Annotated in this window: 16 protein-coding genes, 3 tRNA genes and 1 pseudogene; 13 read left to right on the top strand and 7 right to left on the bottom strand. The window is 65.5% G+C overall.

The features are described 5' to 3' along the window. Positions 1-65: 65 nt before the first annotated feature. Positions 66-1064 carry a CPBP family intramembrane glutamic endopeptidase gene (locus WS78_RS05615; protein ID WP_059584814.1) on the bottom strand — a complete coding sequence of 333 codons (999 nt, stop codon included), beginning with the start codon at positions 1062-1064 and terminating at the stop codon, positions 66-68. Between the two features lie 867 nt (positions 1065-1931). Between WS78_RS05615 and WS78_RS05610 the strand changes: the two genes are divergently transcribed. The 13 genes from WS78_RS05610 to WS78_RS05550 all read left to right on the top strand — a co-directional run bounded on the left by WS78_RS05610 (position 1932) and on the right by WS78_RS05550 (position 14245). Beyond that, complete coding sequence (locus WS78_RS05610) at positions 1932-2204, top strand: hypothetical protein (protein WP_059584833.1); 273 nt, start codon at positions 1932-1934, stop codon at positions 2202-2204. 814 nt (positions 2205-3018) lie between these two features. After that, the gene (locus WS78_RS05605) at positions 3019-3342 is read left to right on the top strand and encodes a DUF2946 domain-containing protein (RefSeq protein WP_231752101.1); all 324 of its coding nucleotides are present in this window, start codon (positions 3019-3021) and stop codon (positions 3340-3342) included. Between the two features lie 107 nt (positions 3343-3449). After that, entirely contained in the window at positions 3450-4382 is a 933-nt protein-coding gene (locus WS78_RS05600; protein WP_197419392.1) for a hypothetical protein, read from the top strand. Between the two features lie 11 nt (positions 4383-4393). Further along, the gene (locus WS78_RS05595; protein WP_394335877.1) at positions 4394-4759 is read left to right on the top strand and encodes a copper resistance protein CopC; all 366 of its coding nucleotides are present in this window, start codon (positions 4394-4396) and stop codon (positions 4757-4759) included. Positions 4760-5364: 605 nt separating this feature from the next. Then, the gene (locus WS78_RS05590; RefSeq protein WP_059584820.1) at positions 5365-7494 is read left to right on the top strand and encodes a polysaccharide deacetylase family protein; all 2130 of its coding nucleotides are present in this window, start codon (positions 5365-5367) and stop codon (positions 7492-7494) included. Between the two features lie 96 nt (positions 7495-7590). Further along, positions 7591-8832, top strand: a complete 1242-nt coding sequence (locus WS78_RS05585) for a S53 family peptidase (protein ID WP_059584822.1) — start codon at positions 7591-7593, stop codon at positions 8830-8832. A 97-nt stretch (positions 8833-8929) separates the two neighbouring features. Then, a complete protein-coding gene (locus WS78_RS05580; protein WP_082717369.1) occupies positions 8930-10597 on the top strand; it encodes a c-type cytochrome in 1668 nt (555 codons plus the stop codon). 108 nt (positions 10598-10705) lie between these two features. Further along, complete coding sequence (locus WS78_RS05575; protein ID WP_059584825.1) at positions 10706-11332, top strand: SCO family protein; 627 nt, start codon at positions 10706-10708, stop codon at positions 11330-11332. 315 nt (positions 11333-11647) lie between these two features. Beyond that, entirely contained in the window at positions 11648-12073 is a 426-nt protein-coding gene (locus WS78_RS05570; RefSeq protein WP_059584827.1) for a PAAR domain-containing protein, read from the top strand. 2 nt (positions 12074-12075) lie between these two features. Continuing rightward, complete coding sequence (locus WS78_RS05565; protein ID WP_226377210.1) at positions 12076-12579, top strand: DUF4123 domain-containing protein; 504 nt, start codon at positions 12076-12078, stop codon at positions 12577-12579. After that, positions 12572-13045 (top strand): hypothetical protein, encoded by a 474-nt coding sequence (locus WS78_RS05560; protein WP_059608758.1) that lies wholly within the window; start codon positions 12572-12574, stop codon positions 13043-13045. Before WS78_RS05565 ends, WS78_RS05560 begins: the two co-directional genes overlap by 8 nt. After that, positions 12930-13523 (top strand): restriction endonuclease fold toxin 5 domain-containing protein, encoded by a 594-nt coding sequence (locus WS78_RS05555; RefSeq protein ID WP_226377233.1) that lies wholly within the window; start codon positions 12930-12932, stop codon positions 13521-13523. The genes WS78_RS05560 and WS78_RS05555 overlap by 116 nt, the downstream gene beginning before the upstream one ends. Positions 13524-13531: 8 nt before the next feature. Further along, positions 13532-14245, top strand: coding sequence for an immunity 52 family protein (locus WS78_RS05550; protein ID WP_059584628.1), 714 nt, complete (start codon positions 13532-13534; stop codon positions 14243-14245). Between the two features lie 68 nt (positions 14246-14313). Here WS78_RS05550 and WS78_RS37480 read toward each other — a convergent pair. The 6 genes and pseudogenes from WS78_RS37480 to uvrC all read right to left on the bottom strand — a co-directional run. Then, positions 14314-14841, bottom strand: a pseudogene (locus tag WS78_RS37480) (DNA adenine methylase); the annotation flags it as partial. A gap of 65 nt (positions 14842-14906) precedes the next feature. Further along, a tRNA-Cys gene (locus WS78_RS05540) sits at positions 14907-14980 on the bottom strand. Positions 14981-15095: 115 nt separating this feature from the next. After that, positions 15096-15171 (bottom strand) — tRNA-Gly (locus WS78_RS05535). Positions 15172-15231: 60 nt separating this feature from the next. Further along, a tRNA-Gly gene (locus WS78_RS05530) sits at positions 15232-15307 on the bottom strand. A 156-nt stretch (positions 15308-15463) separates the two neighbouring features. Beyond that, positions 15464-16057, bottom strand: coding sequence for a CDP-diacylglycerol--glycerol-3-phosphate 3-phosphatidyltransferase (gene pgsA, locus WS78_RS05525; protein ID WP_038750360.1), 594 nt, complete (start codon positions 16055-16057; stop codon positions 15464-15466). Between the two features lie 113 nt (positions 16058-16170). Beyond that, complete coding sequence (gene uvrC / locus WS78_RS05520; protein ID WP_059584624.1) at positions 16171-18465, bottom strand: excinuclease ABC subunit UvrC; 2295 nt, start codon at positions 18463-18465, stop codon at positions 16171-16173. Positions 18466-18473 lie beyond the last annotated feature (8 nt).

The following is an 18473-nucleotide window of genomic DNA, read 5'->3' as shown; positions in this document are numbered from 1 at the left end:
GCCGCCCTTTCATCGAACCGGCCGAAAGCGGCCGGCTTCGCGCCACGCGTTTCGGTCGTCCGCGCCTATCGCACGATTCCGCCGCCTTGGCCGCGCAGCGCAACCCGCGACGCGCGTGCGCCGCGCCCCCACCAGCCCCACATCGCGAGCGCGATGATCGCAAGCAACGGTAAAACCAGCACGCTGCCCTCGGGCCCGGCCGCGCCGCCGCTCAGCAGCGCATGGCCGACGGGGTGCGCGGTCAGCCGCACGCCTTCGACGAGCCGGCCGCTGTCCGGCGCGCCGTAAAAGTACGATTCGCCCCAGTCCCACGCCGCATGAAAGCCGATCGCCCACCAGAGCGATCCCGTGTACCAAAGCGACAGACAGAAGACGAGCCCGAACAGCATCGCCGACGCGAGCCCCATGATCGATTCGTCCGGGCTCATCGCGTGCAGCACGCCGAACAGCGCCGACAGCAGCACCGCGCCCCACCAGAAGCCGAGCCAGCGCGCGAGCTTGTGGAGCAGGTAGCCGCGCAGCAGCGATTCCTCGAAAATCCCGGTCATCACGAACATCGCGGCCCAGACGGCCGCGTATTCCCATGCGCGCGCGCCGTGGATCGCCGGCGCGTCGAAGCGCAGCAGCCCCGCTTGCCATAACGCGAATACCAGCGCCGATATCGCCGCGAAGCCGCACACCACGCCGCCCGCGAAGCGCGACGCGCGTGCGCTGCCTTGCAGTCCGTACGAAAACGGCGAGCGACGCTCGATCCACGCGAGCAAAAAGGTGGCGAGCGCAACCGATGCGAGCTGCATCGCTTCCATGGCGGCGCCGTTCGCGACGGGCAGCGCCTCGTCGCCCACGGGCATCGGCACCAACCGGTGCGAGACGAACGCGAATGCCGCGATCGCGCCGACGAAGATCGCGACGAACAACGCGGCGCCCCACGGCGCGCGCAAGCCGTCGCGGCCGAAGAAGAATCGACGCAGGCGGCCGCCGCGCGGTTCCGTTTGCGTCGACATCGACGCCGACGTCGACACGCGGCCCGACGGCGCGGGCGAATTCGAATGAATCGGTTCCAAGAGCGCTCCCGGTCGAACGTCAAACGGACGGCCGCTCGCGCGATCGAAGCAGATCGTCGCGCGCGGCGTGCCGCGAATGCAAACCGAACGCGATTGTCACACCGGAAGGCGAGAAAACGAACAGGAAAACAAAAAAAGAAAAGCGCCGCGCATCGGGGGCTTGGTGCGGAGGCGCGAGCCGGAGTCACGCCGATCTGCGCGACTTTGCCGGGCGGCATGAATCCGCATGCGTCAAAAGCGGCTGCACGATTGCAATTCACTCGCACCACCGAATCGATATCCGCTCCCGACCGCCGCTTGCCCGCCTTCTAGTCTTGCCGCTGCCTGCAACGTCCGCCTCGACGTAGCCCCTCGTCACGGAGACCGAAACCATTTGTGCGCATGCGCACGCGACGCCCGACGCTCCGCCGCATCGCCGCATCGGCGCATCGGCGCATCGCCGCATCGGCGCACGTTCGCTTCCGCCTCTATCGACCGCTCCGAGCATCGTCATCCTTCACCGAGCGCAACGTCGACATCCGACATTCAATACGCAGCCGCATTTCGCCCATTTACCGAAAACAATCACGCCCGAGGTTTTTAAAATCAAAACCATCCGGCGCGCTCTATCGAAAATCAACAATGATAAATTAATACCATTTGAACTACCCAGGTGCGAATCATAATCTCCATTCTGCGCCGCAGCACCACCCATAAACCACGCTTAATTCCGATAAATAATTACAACTCATTCCATCAATATCTCAGAACCAGACATTAAAAAAGATTGCCAATCCGGACGTCGATCGCTTCCTGCCCGGAGGCAATGCAGTGCCGCCCAGCAGCTCCTTTTTTCACGCCATCAACGCGCTCAACGAGAGGAAGACCATGAAAATATTCTCGACCATCATTTTTTCAGTCATGATGCTTTTTTCCTCCTATGCCTCCGCAGACATCGTTTGCAAATCAGGAAAAATCAACAAAATCGAAACCGACTCGAACGGCAATCTCGTGGCCACGATTCTCGACGCCTCGTACTCATTTAGCGAAAGAGAAGTCTTCCCGCTCATATACTCGGCGTTCTCCGAAAATAGGGATTTCTACATCTACGGAAATACGTGCTACAACGGAGCGCCGGCAAGCCACTTCGCCATTCGATAGCCCAGCAGCAGCGTTCACATCGTCAATCAGATCGTGGCCGATCGGCGATCACCGGTCGGCCGTACTTCTTGCCGTACCGCCACAAGACGCTCTCGCGTCGAACGCCACGCATACGGCCCGCCGTCGCGCATACGGCAAGCGGCTGCCGGCGCCCCATTGCTGCTGCGCCGGCGCGTGAACGCCGGAAAAATCCCCGACCGGCACGGGCAGCCGGGCATCCCAACGTCGATTCGCGCGACGATATCCAACGAATCTGCAGCGGCCGACCTTGCACGTGGTCGTCATGCGGGCACGCACGCGAAGCGGCCGCGTTATCCACGGTTCATCGGCGCGCACATCCGCCTCGGCAACCATCGCGCTCGACAAGCCGTCAACCAGTCAAGATCGAGCGCCGACGCAACCCGCGCACGACGCCTCTACTTACCGCCAATCATGAGCGCGTCCATGCGCGTGCCCCGCCTTGGCCGAAACACGCGAGGAAAACGCGCCCGCGCTTGAAAGCTCGGCAACCGGAGAGAAAGCGGCTCGGCGCCAAGCGCCCAGGCATCCGACGACGAACGGGCAAAGGCGGCAACGACAACCCACCGCTGAAAGCTCATGGAAAGACAAACTCACGCATCACCGCTCCGATATACGCTCGAAGCGATCCGTCTTGATCTCGCCCTGCCTTTTAAAGAGATGTTCCTATCGGAAGGATCATCGTTGCATGCCATAATTCGCCGCAGCATTCGGGCTCGTTCGTCATCCTTTCAAGGCCATGCGTCGCCTTCTCCACCGCAAGATCGGCAGCCTTCTCGGATTGTTCGCAATCCTGATGGCGACGCTCGCGCCGACGGTCTCGCACTCGCTGTCGAACAGCCGTCATTCCGGCACGCTGCCGGGCGCCGTCTGCTCGGCGCGGGACGGCTCAAACGCGACGCCGTCCGACACATCCTCGTCGTCCGAAAAGGCGATTCACGAGCAAGCGTGCGCATATTGCGGATTGCTCGCCCACGTGCCCGTGGTACCGAGCGCGACCGCCGAATTCGCCCCCGAGAACGGGGCGCGCCATACGTCATCGGCCGCACCGGTTCAGCCGATACGTCGCCGCGTCCCGTTCACCACGGCGCAGCCGCGCGCGCCGCCCGCCCTGTCCTGACTGAAGCAGTCTTGCCGCGACGAACGCGTCATTGCGTCGCCGCGGTGTCGCGCGTCCGCCAACGGACGCGCGATCGCCCCCATGCAACCCTTCGACACGGATAAGTCATGCGCACCATTACCCCTCGCGGCGGTTTGCCCGCGCTCTCGACGCTCGTCGCCCCGGCTGCCGTAGCCGCGACGCTTTTCGCGCCCTGCGTTGCCGCCGCCCATGCGATTGCGGGCAATCGCGTGTTCCCGGCGACGATGGCGGTCGACGATCCCGGCGTCGGCGACGAACTCAATCTCGAGTTTGGCCACCTCAAATCGCAAACGGGCGACGGCGACGCCCAAGGCACCAATACGACGTCGCTCGAATGGGACAAGCTGATCACGCCGAGCTTCGCGCTGTCCCTGACCGGCACCTACGTGAACGTGAACGCGCCGAACGGCGGCTCGGCGCGCGGGTTCGACAACTTCGCGCTCGGCGCCAAGTATCGTTTCTACGTGAGCGCCGCACACGAATTCATGGCGTCCGTCGGCGTGATCGCCGAGCTTGGCGGAACCGGCTCAAAAGCGATCGCCGACCCGCATTCCGCGCTGACTCCGACGCTGTACGTCGGCAAGGGTTTCGGCGATTTGCCCGACGCCCTGAAATACTTGCGCCCGTTCGCGGTCACGGCCACCGTCGGGCCGCGGCTGACGACGAGCAGCGCCGATCCCGACTCGCTGAACTGGGGCGTGACGTTGCAGTACAGCTTGCCGTACCTGCAGAACTTCGTGCAGGACGTCGGGCTCAAAGCCCCGTTCAGCAACCTGATTCCGGTCGTCGAATTTCCGATGAACACCTGCACCGGCGGACCGTGCGCCGGCCATACGACCGGCACCGTCAACCCCGGCCTGCTCTGGCTGAATCGCTGGGGGCAATTCGGCGTCGAGGCGCAGATTCCCGTCAATCGCGCCAGCGGAAAAGGCGTCGGAGTCTTGCTGCAAGCCCATCTCTATCTGGACGACGTGCTCCCCAACTCGCTCGGCAAGCCGCTCTTCGGCAAAGGAGAATGAACGTGACCGTAATTCGCCCAATTCACCCTGCGTGCGCCGCGGCGGCGATCGTCGCGGGCGTCGTCGCTTCGCCGGCGGCGTTCGCGCATGTCTTCCCGCAATCGCAAACTCCGTCGGCGGGCGCCGAAGTGCCGCCGCCCGCGAACGTGACGATCGTGTTCGACGGACCGCTCGAGCCCGCGTTCAGCGCGCTGACGGTCAGCGACGCGACCGGCAAGCCGGTGAGCCGCGCGAAGGCGACCGTCGCGCCGAACGACGCGAAGACGATCAGCGTCGCGTTGCCCGCGCTGGCGCCCGGCAAATACGTCGTCCACTGGGTGGCCGTGGCCTCCGACGGCCACCGGACACAGGGTGACTATTCGTTCAAGGTGAAATGACGCGAACCGACGTTGCACATCCGCAGCATTTTCGTCACTTTCACCGCGCTGCGCGCGGCCTCAATGTAGTCGCCCGATCCTCCGGTTAGCGCGGACGCATTCGTCACACGATGCCGGCGTCCGTCGCCGCACCGGCGGCACGCCGGCATCGCGTCGCGCCGCCGCGCCGCATCGGCTCGTCGTTGGCCCGCTGGGCTGCGTCGTCCACCCGATCCGGCACGCCTCGCGCCGGACGCGCCACGTATCAATGCTGCGACGTTTCTCGTCGATTTCCCTATGGAGCGGCCGCCCGCTTGCGCCCCGCGCCCCGATACGTCCGGCGTCCGACCGGCTTGGCACGCCGCTAGCTTGTCTCCTCACGCTGCCAACGGCGGGCTCGACGCGCATTCAAGAACGACGTGTCATCCGGCGCTTCCTCACGGAAGCCCTGCCGGGGCATGTCCGATTCGTCTCGACGCCACGGGCTGACAGTGCGCCGGTTGTCCGAACATTCAAAATCCTCCTCCCCGTCGATGCTTCGCACGCGTCGCGGACGAGTTCATCAGGACGAGGCGCGTACTCGGAATGTTGGAAATCACCAATCGTCCATCCCGACGGAGAGCACCATGTTGGTCAAGTCATTTCGGTTCTTCAGGACGTGCCTGATCCTACTTTCGCTATGCTTCGCGATTCTTCCCGGACGGGCCCATGCAGTTTCGAATCAGTTGCTGCTGCTGTTGCCGGACAATTTCACGCTGCCCGATCCGCGCGTGTCGGCGTGGCTCGACGCGGCTTCCGAGGAAGGCCTGCAGATCTCGATCATCTACGACAGCCAGTTCGAACAGGCCGGCGCGTCGTTGCAACAGTATCAAGGCCTCATCCTTCCCGATCAGGTTCACACCGTCGCGGCCGATGCGCTCGTGACGGCGATCCAGAACTACGCGCTCAACGGCGGGCGCGTGATGATGGTCTACGATTTCGGCGCGCTCACGTCGACCGGCTTCTATCCCGTTCCTCAGTCGAGATTCAGCTCGATGGTGGGCGTGAGCTACGTGCTGTACGACTCGCTCGGCGGCAACATGATCGGGCTCGGCCCCGTGACCGGCATGGGAAGCACGCTGCGCGCGCTGCAGATTCCGCCCGGAAAGTCGATGGCGTGGTCGACGAGCGGCTCCACCACGACGACCGCCGTCAAGACGTCGGCGCTGGTGTCGGTGTCCGCGTCGCCCGGCCAGGTTCTGTACCTGCAACCGAGCCCGTCCAACCCCGGCGGATTGTCCGGCTACAACCACAACGCATACTTCAACTACAAGACTGAGAACGGGCTCGCGTCGAATATCAGTCTGGATCTCGGCCGGATTTCCAAGGGCCAGCAAGTCAAGGCGGGCACGTACACGGCAACGTCGACCAAGAGCACGTCTTCGTCGACGAAGAAGACGACGGGCGCGACCGCGCTCGCCACGACGTCGCCCGCCGCGACCACCGACACGCTCGAAGGCATCTCGGGCTACGTGTACGGCTTCCTCACTTACCCGAGCTTCGTCACGCAGGGCACGTACAGCGGCACGGCCCTGCTGACCTCGCCGAACTTCGGCCTCGTCGCCGGCTATAACCCGTACGGCAGCGGCGGCGTGCTGTTCGTGAACATGCCGCTCAGCTACCTCGAAGGGCAGACCGACGGCATGCCGCTGCACGGCTTCCTGCACTACTTCACGACGAACGTGCTGTCGATGCCGCACCTGTCGCTCGAACCGAGGGCGCAAGCGGGCATGGTGCTCAACTGGCATTTCTGCGCGGAAGAGATGATTCAGCCGGCCCAGTATCTGAAGTCGCTCGGCATCTGGAACAACGGGCCGTTCTCGATCGTCGTGACGGCCGGCCCGGACGACGCGGCGATCGGCGACGGGCTCGGCATCAATCTGACCAACAACACGCAGGCGAAGCAGCTGATGACGTACCTGTTGAGCAAGGGGCACAACATCGGCAGCCACGGCGGCTGGGATCACGACTACTGGGGCGCCAATGCCAGCGAGACCGATCAGAGCACGTTCCAGCAATACCTCGTGCTGAATCACCAGGCGGTGCAGACGGTGACCGGCAAGCCGGATGTCGAATGGGCCGCGCCTGAAGGCAATACGCCGACCTGGGCCGTCACCTGGCTCGAAAGCAACGGCTATTCGGGCTACTACTTCACCGGCCACACCGGCATGGCGCAAACGCGCGCCTACCGGAACGGCGCGCTGTTGAACCCCGGCATCTGGGCATTCCCGGTGATGCCGTTCGGCAAGTACGCGACTTTCGAGGAATTCCAGGAGTTCGGCGTGTCGACGACGGACGTCACGAACTGGTACGAAGCGCTGATGAACTTCGTCGTGGCCAACCGCACGACCCGGCTCATCTACATGCATCCGCTCGGCGCGTCGTGGTATCCGGGCGTGCTCTCGACGATCTTCACCTATGCGAACACGTTGATCGCGACGGGGCAATACAAGTGGTACACGATGGATCAGCTGACCCAGTTCGACAGAAAGCGCTTGCTCGTCACGTGGACGGCGACGGACACGGGCAGCAGCTGGTCGTTCGCCGCTTCCCAGCCGACGAGCCTGCAGGACGTGACGTGGCTGCTGCCGAAGAACGCCTTCCAGTTGCCGGTCGTGACCGGGGGAAGCGCCACCGTCGTGACGACCGATCCGACCAACTGGCTGGTGATCGCGGGCGCGGGAACGGCCCTGACGTTCACGAGCGCCAAGCTGTAATGGCGCGACCGCGACGCAGGATAGGCGCGGCCGATTCCCGATCGGGCGATCGGAAGTCGGCCGCGCCATCCGGATCGCTCACGTCGGAGGGACGACATGAAACGACACACGTTGCGACACGCGATGTGCATTCTCGCCGGATCGGCCGCGCTCGCGCTCTCGCCGGCGGCGCCATTCGCGCAGCAAGCCGGCCGGCCGCTTCAGGGCTTCGTTCGCCCGCCGTTCCATCTGCACGCGCAAGGACGCGCGGCTGCGGCCCCGGCCGGCATGTCGCCGGCGCAGATCCGGCACTTCTACGGCTTCGATCAGTTGCCGAGTGATTTTCGGGGCGGCAAGCAGATCATCGCGATCATCGACGCATTCGACAACCCTTCCGCCGAGGCCGATCTCGACGTGTTCAGCCGTCGATTCGCCCTCCCCCCCTGCAACGCCGCGAACAGATGCTTCGCCAAGGTCTACGCGAGCGCCGACCGCAGCCGCCCGCCGGCGGATGCGGGTTGGGCGCTGGAAAGCTCGCTCGACGTGCAGTGGGCGCACGCCATCGCGCCCGACGCAAAAATCGTGCTGATCGAAGCCGCATCCGACGCATTCGGCGACATGATGGGCGCCGTGGCGCTCGCGGTCGCCGCGCCGCCCAAAGGCGTCGGCGCGAAGGTCGTGTCGATGAGCTGGGGCGGCAGCGAATTCCTGTCGGAAACGCAGTACGACGGGCTGTTCATGAGCGCGAACGGCGTGTCGTTCGTCGCCGCGTCGGGCGACGGCGGCAACGCCGTTGACTATCCCGCCGCGTCGCCGTACGTACTCGGTGTCGGCGCGACGACGATCGCCACCGACGCGAGCGGACGCTACGCCGGCGAAACCGCATGGCCGGGAAGCGGCGGCGGCCAGAGCGTGATCGAATCGGAGCCGCCTTATCAGACGCGCTTCGGGATACCGTTCGACACGCCCGGCGCACGCGGCGTGCCGGACGTCGCCTACGACGGCGATCCCGCGTCCGGCTTCGCGATATACGATTCGTACGGATACGGCGGTCAGCGCGGCTGGTTCGTGGTCGGCGGAACGAGCGCGGGCGCGCCGCAATGGTCGGCGTTGCTGGCGATCGCGAACAGCGTGCGCGTCGAACGAGGCAAATCCACGCTGAGTGCGCTCAGCGCCGTCGAAGCGCTCCTGTACGGCATCGCGTCGGCTTCGTACCAGACGGCCTTTTACGACGTCACGAGCGGCTCGAACGGCACTTGCGGCTCGCTGTGCGATGCGATGCGCGGCTACGACTACGTAACCGGACTCGGACGCCCGATCGCCGGCAGTCTGGTTCAAGCGCTGATCGATGCGCCGTAACGACGATTTGCCCGTGCGGGCGTCGACGACGCACGGCGGCGGCTCGCCTCCGCCGCCCCCGGCGCGCGCGCGCTCAGACGCTCGCCCGCGCGCTTCGATGCAGACGGCCGAGCCGTGCGCCGCCGGCTCGCCTGCCGTTGCGGCGCGCGCGCTGGAGCGGCTCGCCTCGCTGCTCGTGCTGACGTTCGCGCTGTCGGCCATCGCGACGCTACGGGCCGCCGCATCGCCCGACGACGTCCCCGGCGAAGCCATCTACCGCCACGGCGTGCTCGCTTCCGGCGCCCCGCTGCGCGCGCTGCGCGAAGGCGGCCTGCGCATGGAAGGCGCCGCGGCCGCATGCGTCAATTGCCATCGGCGCAGCGGGCTCGGCGCCAAGTCGGGACGCACGACGATCCCGCCGATCGCCGGAACCTACCTGCTCCACGCAAGCACGCTCGGCGGCGAGAATCCCGGCATGCCGTACGTCGAAAGCATGCGAAGCGAGCGGGCCGCCTATTCCGACGAGACTCTCGCCCGCGCGATTCGAAGCGGAATCGACGCGCAAGGCAGGCAGCTCGGTTACCTGATGCCGCACTTCGTGATGGCCGACGACGACATGGCCGCATTGATCCGCTATCTGAAACAGCTCGATCCGCTACCCGCGCCGGGCGTCACCGACACCGCGTTGCATTTCGCGACGATCGTCACCCCGGACGCCGATCCCGTGAAGCGCCGCGCAACGCTCGACGTCTTGCGGCACTACTTCGCCGACAAGGAAGCGTTTCCGACGAGCGCGGCCCCGCAGGGATTGCAGACGGCGGACCCGGGCTCCGCTGCACGCCGCTGGCGGCTGCACGTCTGGGAGCTGAACGGCGCGGCGTCGACATGGGAAGCGCAACTCGCGCGCCACCTGGCCGCCGAACCGGTGTTCGCGGTGATATCCGGAATGGGCGGGCGAAACTGGGCGCCCGTTCGCGCGTTCTGCGAGCACGCGCGGATTCCGTGTCTGTTTCCGAACGTCGACGTGCCGGACGTCCGCGACGGCGACTTTTATTCGATCTACTTCTCGAAAGGCGTGCTGCTCGAGGCCGCGCTGATCGCCGCGGAAATCGAGAGCGGCGATCGCGAACGCGCCCCGCGCGCGATTCGCGAAGTGTACCGGGTCGGCGACAGCGGCGAAGCGGGCGCGCAAGCGCTCGCCGCTGCGTTGCGCGCACGCGGGCTCGACGTGTCGCGCGATGCGCTGATGCCGGGCGATCGCGTCGAGCAGGCGTTGAGCGGCCTCTCCGGCGACGATGCGCTCGTGTTGTGGCTGCGCCCCGCCGATATCGCGTCGCTGGGCCGCGACGCGCGTGCGCGAACCGTCTACATGTCCGGACTGATGGGCGGCCTCGATCATGCGCCGCTGCCCGAGCGCTGGCGCGCGATCACGCACATCGCGTATCCGTTCGATCTGCCCGATCGCGTCCGGCGTCGCGTCGACTACATGCTGGACTGGGCCGCGGCGCGGCACGTCGCCATCGTCGACCAGCAGGTGCAGGCGGACACGTTCCTCGCTTGCGTGCTGCTCGAGGAAGCGCTGGGTCATGTCACGGGCGCCTACGTGCGCGACTATCTCGTCGAGCGCATCGAAGACACGCTCGAGCAGCGCGTGATCACGGGCTACTACCCGCGCCTGACGCTCGCGCCGGGGCAGCGCCTCGCATCGAAAGGCGGCTACATGGTCCACTTTGCCGATATGAGCGGTACGCGCATCGTGGCCGACGGGGCCTGGACCGTTCCATAGACGTAGACGCCGCCCTGCCGCATTCGCAGGACGACGGCTCTGCCGCGCCGCAAGCGGGCTTCCCGCCCCGGGGACGCGCCATGCGGCCCACACCATGAGGAGACGAAAATGAACACGTTCCCGAAGCTTCCCCTGCTCGCCGATCTCGTGATCGCGGGCGCCTTGTTCGCCGGACACACCGCGCGGGCGCAGGAACCGATGGAGATGGATCACCACGCGCAGCATCACATGATGATGGCCGGGATGAAAACGTCCACGGCCGCCTATGCCGTGCCGGCCGTCATGCTGGTGCGCGACGACGGCAAGACCGTCGCGCTGAAAGACGAACTGGACGACGGACGTCCGGTCGTGCTGACGTTCATCTATACCACCTGCACGTCGATCTGCCCCGTCATCAGCCAGACGCTGTCGCAGCTTCAACAGGCGCTCGGCGCCGATCGCGACAAGGTACATATCGTGTCGATCTCGATCGATCCGGAAAACGACACGCCGGCGCGCCTGCGCGAATATGCCGCGAAATTCGGCGCGGGGCCGCAGTGGCAGCATTACACGGGTACGACGGCCGCAAGCGTGGCTGCGCAGAAGGCATTCAACGTTTACCGGCAGGACAAGATGGACCACAACCCGGTTCTGCTGCTGCGCGCCGCGCCGGGAAAACCCTGGCTCCGAATCGACGGATTCGCGACTAGCGGTGATCTGCTGCATTTGTACCGTTCGCTCGCGGCGTCCAATTGACGGAGCCGCCGAACGGCGAAAACGCGCTCGATTCGCAAGCACTCGTCGCCGCCGCTCACGCGCCGACGGCAAGCGCGATGCGATACGCGAACTCAAACGGACGCCGGCCCGGCGAAGACGCCACGACGGTTCGAATGAACGAACGATCGAAAGCGCGCATCCGGCGGCCGGGCGCAGCGCGTCACCGATCGGCGCGATCGACCTCGACGCCGCGCCACTGTCGAACCTGACAGGTGTCGTGGCTGCACAACCGCAAATCCCATACCTCGCGCGCTCGATGGTAAATTCGCACGCAAATTGACACGAGAGGGCCAAGTGGCAAAGCGCGCGATCATCCGCGTCGGCGACACGACGACGCACGGCGGCAAGGTAATCGAAGGCTCGCCGACCTTCACGCTCGACGGGCGCGGCGTCGCCGGCGTCGGTCACAAGGTACTTTGCCCTCGCTGCAAGGGTATTTTCCCGATCCTCCCCGATCTGCTCGGCCGCCGCTACCCGCACACGATCGCCGGTCGCGACACCGCCGTCGAAGGCATGCGCACGGCGTGCGGCGCGGAGCTGGTCGCGTCGCAGGGAACCGGAACAATCGACGATATCGGCGCGGGTGAACGCGGGGACGGCGGCTCGCCCGGCGGATCGGCCGTCGCAGCGGTTGCTGCTGTCGCCCCATCCCCCACCCTTTGCCTCGAATGCCTGAAGGCGGCGGCCAAGAACGCCGCGACGATGGTCGCGCGCGGATGACCATGACGCCACCGACCATCGAAGCTCATTTCGACGCGCGCCGTTCGCCAATCACGCTGCCCGTGCGACTCTTCGCGGTGATCGACGCGCTGCTCTTCGCCGAAGCCTCGGACGCCCCGCCGCTGCGCCGCGCGAACTACTCGATCGCGCTTTTCGACGGCACGCCCGACGCGTCGCTCGCCGATAACGGCCCTTGGCTGATCGATTACGCGCTCGCGCCGGGGCCGATCCGGCGCGTGCTCGCCGAGCTGGCGGCCGGGCCGGTCGGCATGTCGTGGCTTGTCAGCGCGTATCCGTTCGAGCGGCTGGCCGCCGAATTGCGCGAGCGCCTCGACGTGCTGCTCCCGGACGGCCGCACGGCGCTGTTCCGCTTCTACGACGCGCGCATCCTGCCCGACATCGCGCGCGTGATGAGCGACGCGCAGCGCACGCAATTCTTCGTCGCGACGTACGACTGGCTCGTCGAGGTCGACGGGCGGCTGACCGGAGTGCATCCGCATGCTTGAACTGACCACGGAACAGGTCGCCGGACTGGCGGAGATCGACGAGCGCGGCTTCGTCGAACGCGTTCGGCAGGATCTCGTGAAGGAGAATCCGGCGTTTGCCGACGACGGCGGCCTGTCGTCCCGACTATGGACCGCATATCGCGCCGCGCGCGCATTCGGCATCGAGCAGGACGAGAACATCGTCGCGTTCCTGAGGCTCGAGGCGTACGCGCCGAGCTTCTACGAGAAGCCCGCGACGAAGGCTTGGCTCACGCGCCCCGGCCGCTCGGCCGACGCGCGTTTTCATGACTATCTGCGCGTCATCAAATGGCGCATCGAACATCCGGACGGAGGGCTGGAGCATGGCGACATTGGCGTTGACGCTCTTGGAAGCGGCGATAACGGAGCTTGGTCCCGTCTTGGCGCGCGCTGGCGTCGCCTTGTTGGGCGGGGCGACGGTGGCGGGAACGGCGAGCCTGTCGGGTGACACGCCGAAGGAAGACAGCAAGGCGACGCCGGATGTGCGGGCTTTGCCGCGCACTGGCGAAAGCTGCAAGAAATGTCCGCCAGAGGGTGGAGCGAAAATTCGCCGCAATCATGGTGTCAACTGGAATGCGTACCGATATCAGGCACGCATTACTGGCTTTGCGTTCGACACTAAGGAATGTCGCTGGAGCGATGAGTGGAATTGGCTCGGCATCGACTTCGACGGCTTCCAGCCCGGCGAGTGCTTGCTACAGGAAACCAAGGGCAATTACGATCAGTTCCTCGATGGTTCGATCCCGAAGGCCGACAAATTTTTCAAAGGATTCGACTCGATGGAAGCCACTGCCGTACGACAGGGCGCAGCCGTGCGGGCCAACCCTCCAGCGCGATTGATGTGGTACTTCCAAACACCGCTCGCCCACCAACGCATGCTCATTATATTGAGACGGTCGGGTATTACCTCCGTCGTTCAGCCCTGAGAACCTCCATGAACATCACCGCCAGTTTCCGCGATTCGTCGCTCACTGCATTCGATTTTCCTGAAATCTTGGCGCGGGTATCGAAGATCATCGACGCGCTGAAGGCGCACGATGACTCTTTACGATATGAGAACTGGATGCTCAAAGGAGACAGCCAGGAAGACGCAACTAGGTACCACGTCTATGACGCTGCCGGCATCGCCACGCCAGCGGCGCTCGCCGTACTTCGCGAGGAGTTTCGCAACAGCAAAGACTTCACCTACGTAGCGATGTGGGATGGCAATCTTACTAGCGACGACGGCGCGTCCATATCGTGCCACGTCGGGGATAAATCCCTCCCTGACACATTGACCCTTCGCATCGAGGGTGAACGGTGGAGCGCCTACGCGGCCATTTCCGGAATCGTATCGACAATGGTCGCTGTATTCAGCCCAGCACTCGTCGAGGTGAGTTTCGACGAGTACGCTGTAAAGCAGGTTTTCGACGACAAGCCCGGCGTCGGCTGGATGCTCTACTTGCCGAAGGTCATTACGCAACAGCAGGTTCCCGAGGCCCGAGCGCTGATTCCCGTACCCGCCAAAGGCAAACAGACCGGCACGATCATCGTCAGCGTCACCGACGCCCCGTTCTCAGTCGACAATCCCGAGCACGTGGCGATCGCGAACCGCATCGAGATCCGGCTCGTCGATCAAGACCTGCTCCCCGCCTACGTCGATATCTGAGCCAGCCGGCGCGATTACCGCGCCGGCCGCACTCGACAAAACAACCCGGCCGGCTCCGCTGAATCGCCTCAACCGAGAATGATCCGTTCGCGGCGGTCGACGCCCTTTCCACCGCTCACCGTGTATTGAATCGGCACGCTCTCGATGCAGGAGCCGGCAAACACACACCGGATCTCCGGGTGGACATTGAGGCTGACGATCGCGCGGCCCACGATCGACCGCAATCAATCGGCCATCTTCTCGTACTGCGCGAACGGAAACGGTACGCCGTATCCTTCCGTCTCGAAATATGGCGGGCCGAGGCAGAACAACGCGTGCGGCCGATCGCATCGATCAATGCACGTCACCGCCCATTCGAGCCGCTCAATGTAGGCATTCGCAAGGCGAATTTGCGCAGCCGACAGCGCTTCCTCAATGCGCGGCAGAACCAGCCGCCGCAACGCAGTCGTCGCCGTTCCGAACGGCTCCCCTTCCAGCTTGCCGCCGAAGCCATGTTCCCGAAGGCGGCCGATGCGCGCCGTGCGCCGGATATCGATGAAGACGCCCGGGACCGTATGCCTGAGCCATTCGCATACCTGCCCGCTCGCTGGTGCCCAATTGAGCGGCGCGGAAATTTGAGCGGCGCGGAAAAAAGAAAAGCCCCGATCAACGGGGCTTTTTCTGGAGGCGCGAGCCGGAGTCGAACCGGCCTACACGGCTTTGCAGGCCGCTGCATAACCGCTTTGCTATCGCGCCGTAAGCGGTCTGCCGAACATCGCGAAAACCAGTTGGCCTGCAACGATCGACAGTTTTTTGATTGAAGGCCATCGGGCCCATCAAACAAAAAGGGAAGCTCGGCTTCCCCTTGTTCTGGAGCGGGAGACGAGTCTCGAACTCGCGACCTCAACCTTGGCAAGGTTGCGCTCTACCAACTGAGCTACTCCCGCATCGTCCTGCACTGCATGCTTTGCCGAACAACACGCCAAGCAAAACGCTGCTTTCAAACCTGGAGCGGGAGACGAGTCTCGAACTCGCGACCTCAACCTTGGCAAGGTTGCGCTCTACCAACTGAGCTACTCCCGCGTTTTACTTCATCCACCGCACTGCGCCAGGCACCGTTCAGTGGAGAAACGAGATTATGGTGAAACTCGAATTATGTGTCAAGCGTTTTTCGCGCCCTTTTTCTTCGACCGCATCCTCGCGCTCGTTGACGCGCAATCGGGCATGCGCGCCGAATGCTTATGCGGCGCCCCCGCGTTCGCGAATCTGCGGCCACGCCAGCTTCATGTAGTAGAGCATCGACCAGATCGTCAGCACGGCCGCGAGATAGATGAGCCACTCGCCCCACACGCGCGTGTCGATCGCGATGCCGCCGCCGAACGGCAGCCGGCCGTAGTACAGCAGCATCGGAATCGCAATCATCTGGCACGCGGTCTTGAATTTGCCGAGCGAATTCACCGCGACGCTCTTCGACGCGCCGATGTGCGCCATCCATTCGCGCAGCGCCGAGATCGCGATCTCGCGGCCGACGATCACGAGCGCGATCGCCGCGTCGAGGCGCGCGAGCTGCACGAGCACGAGGAGCGCCGCCGTCACCATCAGCTTGTCGGCGACGGGATCGAGAAACGCGCCGAACGCCGACGTCTGGTTCCACTTGCGCGCGAGATAGCCGTCGAACCAGTCGGTCAGCGCGGCCAGGATGAAGATCGCCGCCGCCGCCAGATTGCGGTGGTCGGCGCTCAGCACCGTATCCGGCAGATAGAACACGCCGACGACGAGCGGAATCAGCACGATTCGCACCCACGTCAGGAAAATCGGGAAGTTGAACGGCATGGCACGCGACACGGTTGAAGGATTTGCCATTGTGCCGCGTCACCCGCGCCGCCACAAGCAACGCGCCCGGCGCGGGCCGCGCCGCCTGGCTCGCCGGCCGGCGCGGCCCGCCCTCAGTGCAGTTGCCGGTAGATCTGCTCGGCGAGCGCGCGCGAGATGCCTTCGACGCTCGCGAGCTCGTCGACGCTCGCCGCGACCACGCCGCGCAAGCCGCCGAAGCGCGCGAGCAGCCGCTGCCGACGCTTCGCGCCGACGCCTTCGAGCTCCTCGAGCCTCGACGTCTGGCGCGTCTTCGCGCGCTTCGCGCGCATGCCGGTGATCGCGAACCGGTGCGCCTCGTCGCGGATCTGCGCGACGAGCATCAGCGCCGCGCTCTCCTTGCCGAGCTCGAGCGGCGCGCGGCCGTCGGCGAAGATCAGCGTCTCGAGCCCGACCTTGCGCCCCTCGCCCTTCGCGACGCCGACGAGCATCGCGATGTCGAGCCCGAGCTCGGAGAACACCTGGCGCGCGATCTCGACCTGGCCGCGGCCGCCGTCGATCAGCACGATGTTCGGCAACCGGCCGGCCGACGCGGCCGCGTGCACCGCGTTGCCGTCGATGCCGGCCGCCTCGTCCGCCGACGCCTCGGCGGCCGCTTCCTCGACCATCTTCTCGTAGCGGCGCGTGAGCACCTGGCGCATCGCGGCGTAGTCGTCGCCGGGCGTGATCCCCGTGATGTTGTAGCGGCGGTACTCGGACGACTGCATCTTGTGATGGTGATAGACGACGCACGACGCCTGCGTCGCCTCGCCCATCGTGTGGCTGATGTCGAAGCACTCGATCCGCAGCGGCGCGAGATCGTCGCTCTCGTAGCCGAGCACGCCGGCGAGCGCGCGCGTGCGCGCCTGCTGCGAGCCCTGCTCGGACAACAGCCGCGCGAGCGCGAGGCGCGCGTTCTGCTCGGCCATCGCGAGCCACGCGCGCTTCTGGCCCTGCGGCTGCCGCACGACCGACACCTTGTGCCCCGCCTGCTCGACGAGCAGATCGATCAGCTCGCGATTCGCGATCGCGTGGCTCGCGACGAGAATCGGCGGCACGCGATTGCCGAGATAGTGCTGCGCGACGAACGCTTCGAGCACTTCGGTTTCGAGCGGCGCGGCGTCGGCCTCCTGCGGCGCGGCGTCGTCGCCGATGTCGGACGGCGCGGTTGCTTCAGTTGCTTGCGCGGCTTCGCCGGCTTCGGCAATTGCGGCTGCCCGCGACGCTTCGGTGATCGCTTCGGCCATCGCGTCGGCGCTTCGTTCGACGCTTTCGTCGGCACACGCTTGCGCGCTCGCCTCGACATGGCGTGCCGCGCCGCCGTTCTCGCTCGCGCCCGCCGCATCCGCCGCATCCGCCGCATCCGCCGCGTCCGTTGCCGCATCGCCGGCGAGCCGCGCCTGCGCATCCGCTCCGGCACCCGCCTCGTCACCCGCCTCGTCACCCACGTCGTCGCCCGCCTCGTCGCCCGCTTGCGCGCCCGGATCGCCGGCAAGCGCGAGCGCGCTTTCGACGTGCGTCGGGAAGTACGCCTTGTCGCCGAGATGCCGGCCGCCGCGCACCATCGCCAGATTCACGCACACGCGGCCGCCTTGCGCGACGACGGCGAGAATGTCGACGTCGCTGTCGCCGCCGACGTCGATCGCCTGCTGATGCAGCACCTTCGCGAGCGAGCTCATCTGGTTGCGCACGGCCGCCGCCTGCTCGAACTTCAGCTCGGCCGCGAACGCATGCATCTTCCGCTCCAGCTCGCCCATCACCTCGTTTTGCCGGCCGAGCAGGAAGCGCGACGCGTTGTCGACGTCGCGCGCGTAGTCCTCTTCGCCGATCGCGCCGACGCACGGCGCCGAGCAGCGGCCGATCTGGTGCAGCAGGCAAGGACGCGTGCGGTTGTTGAACACCGAGTCCTCGCAGGTGCGCAGCTGGAACACGCGCTGCAGGATCTGGATGCTCTCGCGCACCGCCCACGCGCTCGGAAACGGCCCGAAGTACTGGTTCTTCTTGTCGACCGCGCCTCGGTAGTACGCCATCCGCGGAAACTCGTGCCCCGTGAGCTTCAGGTACGGGTACGACTTGTCGTCGCGAAACAGGATGTTGTAGCGCGGCGCGAGCGCCTTGATCAGGTTGTTCTCGAGCAGCAGCGCCTCGGCCTCCGAGCGCGTGACGGTAGTCTCGATACGCGCGATGCGCGTGACCATCATCGCGATCCGCGGCGAGAGCTGCGTCTTCGTGAAGTAGCTCGACACGCGCTTTTTCAGGTCGCGCGCCTTGCCGACGTACAGCACCGCGTCCTGCACGTCGTAATAACGGTAGACGCCCGGCAGATGCGGCAATTGGGCGAGGATCGGCTTGGGTTCGAAACGGGATTCGGGTGCGTCGGGGGATGTCATGCTCAATG

Source organism: Burkholderia savannae, assembly GCF_001524445.2.
Classification (GTDB): Bacteria; Pseudomonadota; Gammaproteobacteria; order Burkholderiales; family Burkholderiaceae; genus Burkholderia; species Burkholderia savannae.
This window is presented reverse-complemented; position numbering and strand designations above follow the sequence as displayed.